This window comes from Thermodesulfobacteriota bacterium (genome assembly GCA_040756475.1).
Taxonomy (GTDB): domain Bacteria; phylum Desulfobacterota; class Deferrisomatia; order Deferrisomatales; family JACRMM01; genus JBFLZB01.
This window is the reverse complement of record JBFLZB010000285.1, coordinates 1-3755: the sequence shown is the minus strand read 5'-3', so window position 1 is coordinate 3755 and position 3755 is coordinate 1. Positions and strand designations below refer to the sequence as shown.

Here is a 3755-nt window from a genome sequence, read left to right as displayed (position 1 = left end):
GTAGGGTCGCGCTGACGAAGCCGGGGGGTGTTTCAGCGGAAGTGGGATGGGCAGCCAGCCCCTCGCATCAGCCTACATCGCCCGGGTCGAGGCCCATCCCCTGGCGCGCCGGATCAAGCGTGCCGACTTGGAGGACAACATGGACCTGCGGCGCCTCGCCGAACCCAGCGACCGGGACTGGGCGCGGCTGCGAAAATACCGGCGCCTCTGGGGCCGGCTTGGCCCGGGGGGTTCCGACCCGCCAAACGGGGAGGAGCCGTGATCCGCTGTCTCGCCAATCCCGAGCCCCGGCCCCCGGCCCCTGGGTCCATCGCCACGCGCACCTCCGCGCCGGCCGGCCCGCCGGGGGAGCGAGTACCTGCGGGCGAACGCAGCCAGGTGGTGCGGGAGTCGGTCTCGGGCGAGGGGCACTGCGGAGGTTCTCGGCTCAGGCGTTCTCGCTCTCGGCAAGCGCGATTGCCTGCTCGGCCAAGGCGCGCCGTACCACGTTGCGCGTCTGTTCCGCCAGCGCGATGGCCCGAAGCGCTTCTTCCCGACTCACCTCGGCGGCTTCCCCAGGATAGCGGGCCGTGGTGGCGAAGACGGAGAGGTCGTCTGCGGCGTCCAGAACGCCGATCCATCCCGCCGAGGCCTCGCAGAGCTCGCGGAGACGGCGGATGTTGTGGGTGTAGGGAAAATCGACGCCGGCGCAGACGAGATAGGCCTTCAGGTACTTTTCGGCGCACTGCTGGGCATGGAAGGCGAGGAGGCGGTACGGGAGGCCGCTGGAGAGGGTGAGGGCCAGTCGGGCGAGTCGGAGGTCTTCGTCTGCGAACGTGACCCACTGCTGAATCTTGCGGAGCACCTCGGGGTCAGGCGCGCTCATACAGCACCCGCCCCTCCCGGGCCGCCGGTCGAGCCAGGGTGCCCGGGATCCGGCGATCGGTTTCGAACTCCTCGGGAGTCATGACAATGATGTCGGTCGCCACCGGGAGCCCGCGGAGAGACCGGTCCATGGCCGTCATGAGAGCCCGCCGGTCTCCCGGGTCGCGGCAGACGACGAGCAGGTCGACGTCGCTTCGGCTGTCCGCGGTGCCCCTGGCCTGCGAACCGAACAGGATGACTCGTTCCGGATGGAACTCGTCGACGAGCCGTGCAACTGTCTTGGTGAGGACGTCTGCATCCACCATGCGAATCCCTGTGCCGAAGACTTGGGCGCAGTATAGCGTTGCGGTGGTGGAAGAGCCAGAAGTCCCAGGAAGTCGCGGACTGCGAGATCCCGCTGGGCCGGTGGCAGTGGTTCCTGGGAGCCAAGAGACGTGGCGCTCGTGCACCAGGGCATGGCGGGCCCGCCGGGGGCCGAGTAGGGTCGCGCTGACGAAGCCGGGGGGTGTTTCAGCGGAAGTGGGATGGGCAGCCAGCCCCTCGCATCAGCCTACATCGCCCGGGTCGAGGCCCATCCCCTGGCGCGCCGGATCAAGCGTGCCGACCTGGAAGACAACATGGACCTGGGGCGCCTCGCCGAACCCAGCGACCGGGACTGGGCGCGGCTGCGAAAATACCGGCGCCTCTGGGGCCGGCTTGGCCCGGGGGGTTCCGACCCGCCAAACGGGGAGGAGCCGAGATCCGCTTTCCCCCCCAATCCCGACCCCTGGCCCCCGGGTCCATCGCCTCGCGCACCTGTGCGCCGGCCGGGGCCGCGCCCCATCCTCCCGCCGAGCGGCAACACCGGGCCCCACGCCTTGAGTCCAAGACTCACCCTCTTGGGGGATGAGGCATGCGGCGTGTCGGTGGTAGCATGCTGACCGCCCGTGTCCGAGTGCGGCCGGAGGGAATAATGTTGGTTCCACGCTCCGGAGAGACCGAACATCCCCCAGCGCCCCCTGAGCCGGCCTCCGCGGCGACGCGGGGCGAGGTTGTCCTCTACGAAGCGGCCGACGGAACACCGGGGCTGGAGGTGCGCCTGGACCGGGACACGGTCTGGCTCACCCAAGCCCAGATGGCGGAGCTCTTCCAACGGGACCAGTCCGTGGTTTCGCGTCATCTGCGGAATGTGTTCGCGGAGAGTGAGCTCGAACCCGGTAGCAATATGCAGAAAATGCATATTGCTGGTTCGACCAAACCCACCGCCTTTTACAGCCTCGACGTCATCATCTCTGTCGGCTACCGGGTGAAGTCGAAGCGGGGCACCCAGTTCCGCATCTGGGCGACCCGCGTGCTGCGCGAGTACCTGGTCCGAGGCTACACGGTCAACGCGAAGCGGCTCAAGGAGCTCCAGCAGGCGGTGCGGCTCGTGGCCGACGTGGCCGAGCGCCGGGAGCTCTCCGGCGAGGAGGCGACGGCCCTGCTCCGCGTCGTCTCCGATTTTCGCCATGACGCTCCTCATCGCCGAGAGCCGGCCTGAGGAGAAGGACGTGCTCACACGGGTGGTTGTGAACCTGATCAACCGGCGAAACCGGTGACCGGCAGGCGCAAGGGGCCGGAGACTCATCCCTACCGCGACGTTCTCGGGCAGGCAGGACCGGATGCCGCCGTGCGCAAGGCAGAAACCAACGCGGCGACTGGCCGCGAACCCGAAGCCCACCGCGCCGTCGTTTCGGCCTTCCAACGCGGAACGCGGCACCCGGCACCGGCGCTGCTCTCAGGCGAGGGGTGAGGTTGGGGGGGACCTGCGGAGGTGGGACGGCACTGGCTCTCCAAGGGGAAGTGTCACAGAAGGGCAGAAAGGTTCCGATGCCGAGAATCCGGCTCCCTGCTGGTCCAGCCGTCACAGTGGGGCACCGTGGAGCGGCCGTCCGCCGGTCCAACTTGGCCGGGTCTACCGAGAACGGCACGGGCCTCGACGGGTGAAGTCCTTTCAGGCCTTGACCAGACAGTGAAATGGACGATAAGAAGTGGACAGGCTCACCGGGAGGGAAGGCGATGGGGCGAACGCTCGGGCACGGAGGCGAGGCAGCAGGGCGTCGCGCCGCCGCCCCCGGCATGGCCTCCCCAGTCGCCCCCCAGCCCCAGCCTCCTGACCCCCGCTCTCTTGGCCCCCAGCCCCCGATCCCTGATCCCCGCCTTCCCTGCCCCTTCTGCGACCGCCATGGCCGCGAGCTCGTGGCCGAGAACGCCCTCGCCGTAGCCTTCCGCGACGGCTACCCCGTCAACCCCGGGCACACCCTGATCATTCCCCGGCGCCACGTCGCGACCTGGTTCGAGGCCACCCGCGAGGAGCAGGTCGCCGTCCTCGACCTCCTCGACGAGGTGAAGGCGCGGCTCGACGCCGAGCTGAAGCCCGACGGGTACAACGGCGGGTTCAACGCCGGTGTGGCCGCCGGCCAAACGGTGCCCCACCTCCACCTGCACCTGATCCCCCGGTTCGACGGCGACGTGGACGACCCCACGGGCGGGGTGCGGTTCGTCATCCCGGCGCGGGGGAACTACCGGCGGGGAGGAGGCTTCCTCCCCACGGCCCGGGAGACCGCCGGAAGGCGAGCCCAGCCGCTCGCGGCGGGCGGGCCGGGCGACCCCTTCCTCGCCCACCTGGTCCCGCTCTTCGCCCGGGCCGACGACATCTCGATCCTCGCGGCCTTCGTGCAGGACAGCGGGGTCCAACGCCTCGAGCCCTACCTGCTCTCGGCCCTGGAGCGGGGCGCGAGGGTCCGGCTCCTCACCGGCGACTACCTGAACATCACCCAGGCCCACGCCCTGCGCCGGGTCCTGGACCTCGGCCGGGGTGCGGCCGCCGAAGGCGAGGCCTCCGGCACTCTGGAGCTCCGGGTGGTCGAGGT

Annotated in this window: 6 protein-coding genes; 4 read left to right on the top strand and 2 right to left on the bottom strand. The window is 69.9% G+C overall.

What is annotated here, in order from left to right; genetic code table 11:
• Positions 1-46 precede the first annotated feature (46 nt).
• Positions 47-262 carry a hypothetical protein gene (locus AB1578_22520; protein MEW6490672.1) on the top strand — a complete coding sequence of 72 codons (216 nt, stop codon included), beginning with the start codon at positions 47-49 and terminating at the stop codon, positions 260-262.
• A gap of 165 nt (positions 263-427) precedes the next feature.
• On the opposite strand, the gene AB1578_22515 is transcribed toward AB1578_22520, so the two are convergent.
• Together AB1578_22515 and AB1578_22510 are read right to left on the bottom strand one after the other, a co-directional pair.
• Positions 428-865 (bottom strand): HEPN domain-containing protein, encoded by a 438-nt coding sequence (locus AB1578_22515; protein ID MEW6490671.1) that lies wholly within the window; start codon positions 863-865, stop codon positions 428-430.
• Complete coding sequence (locus AB1578_22510; GenBank protein MEW6490670.1) at positions 852-1166, bottom strand: nucleotidyltransferase domain-containing protein; 315 nt, start codon at positions 1164-1166, stop codon at positions 852-854. Before AB1578_22510 ends, AB1578_22515 begins: the two co-directional genes overlap by 14 nt.
• Positions 1167-1388: 222 nt before the next feature.
• On the opposite strand from AB1578_22510, the gene AB1578_22505 reads away from it, so the two are divergent.
• The 3 genes from AB1578_22505 to AB1578_22495 form a co-directional block, all read left to right on the top strand.
• Entirely contained in the window at positions 1389-1784 is a 396-nt protein-coding gene (locus tag AB1578_22505; protein MEW6490669.1) for a hypothetical protein, read from the top strand.
• Positions 1785-1816: 32 nt separating this feature from the next.
• Positions 1817-2383 carry a RhuM family protein gene (rhuM, locus tag AB1578_22500; GenBank protein MEW6490668.1) on the top strand — a complete coding sequence of 189 codons (567 nt, stop codon included), beginning with the start codon at positions 1817-1819 and terminating at the stop codon, positions 2381-2383.
• A gap of 698 nt (positions 2384-3081) precedes the next feature.
• Positions 3082-3755: HIT domain-containing protein (locus AB1578_22495; GenBank protein MEW6490667.1), on the top strand; the 674-nt coding region annotated here is incomplete at its 3' end.

Coding starts and splice junctions, on each gene's coding strand:
- AB1578_22520 (MEW6490672.1), top strand. CDS start 47: ATGGGCAGCCAGCCCCTCGCATCAGCCTACATCGCCCGGGTCGAGGCC.
- AB1578_22515 (MEW6490671.1), bottom strand. CDS start 865: ATGAGCGCGCCTGACCCCGAGGTGCTCCGCAAGATTCAGCAGTGGGTC.
- AB1578_22505 (MEW6490669.1), top strand. CDS start 1,389: ATGGGCAGCCAGCCCCTCGCATCAGCCTACATCGCCCGGGTCGAGGCC.
- rhuM (MEW6490668.1), top strand. CDS start 1,817: ATGTTGGTTCCACGCTCCGGAGAGACCGAACATCCCCCAGCGCCCCCT.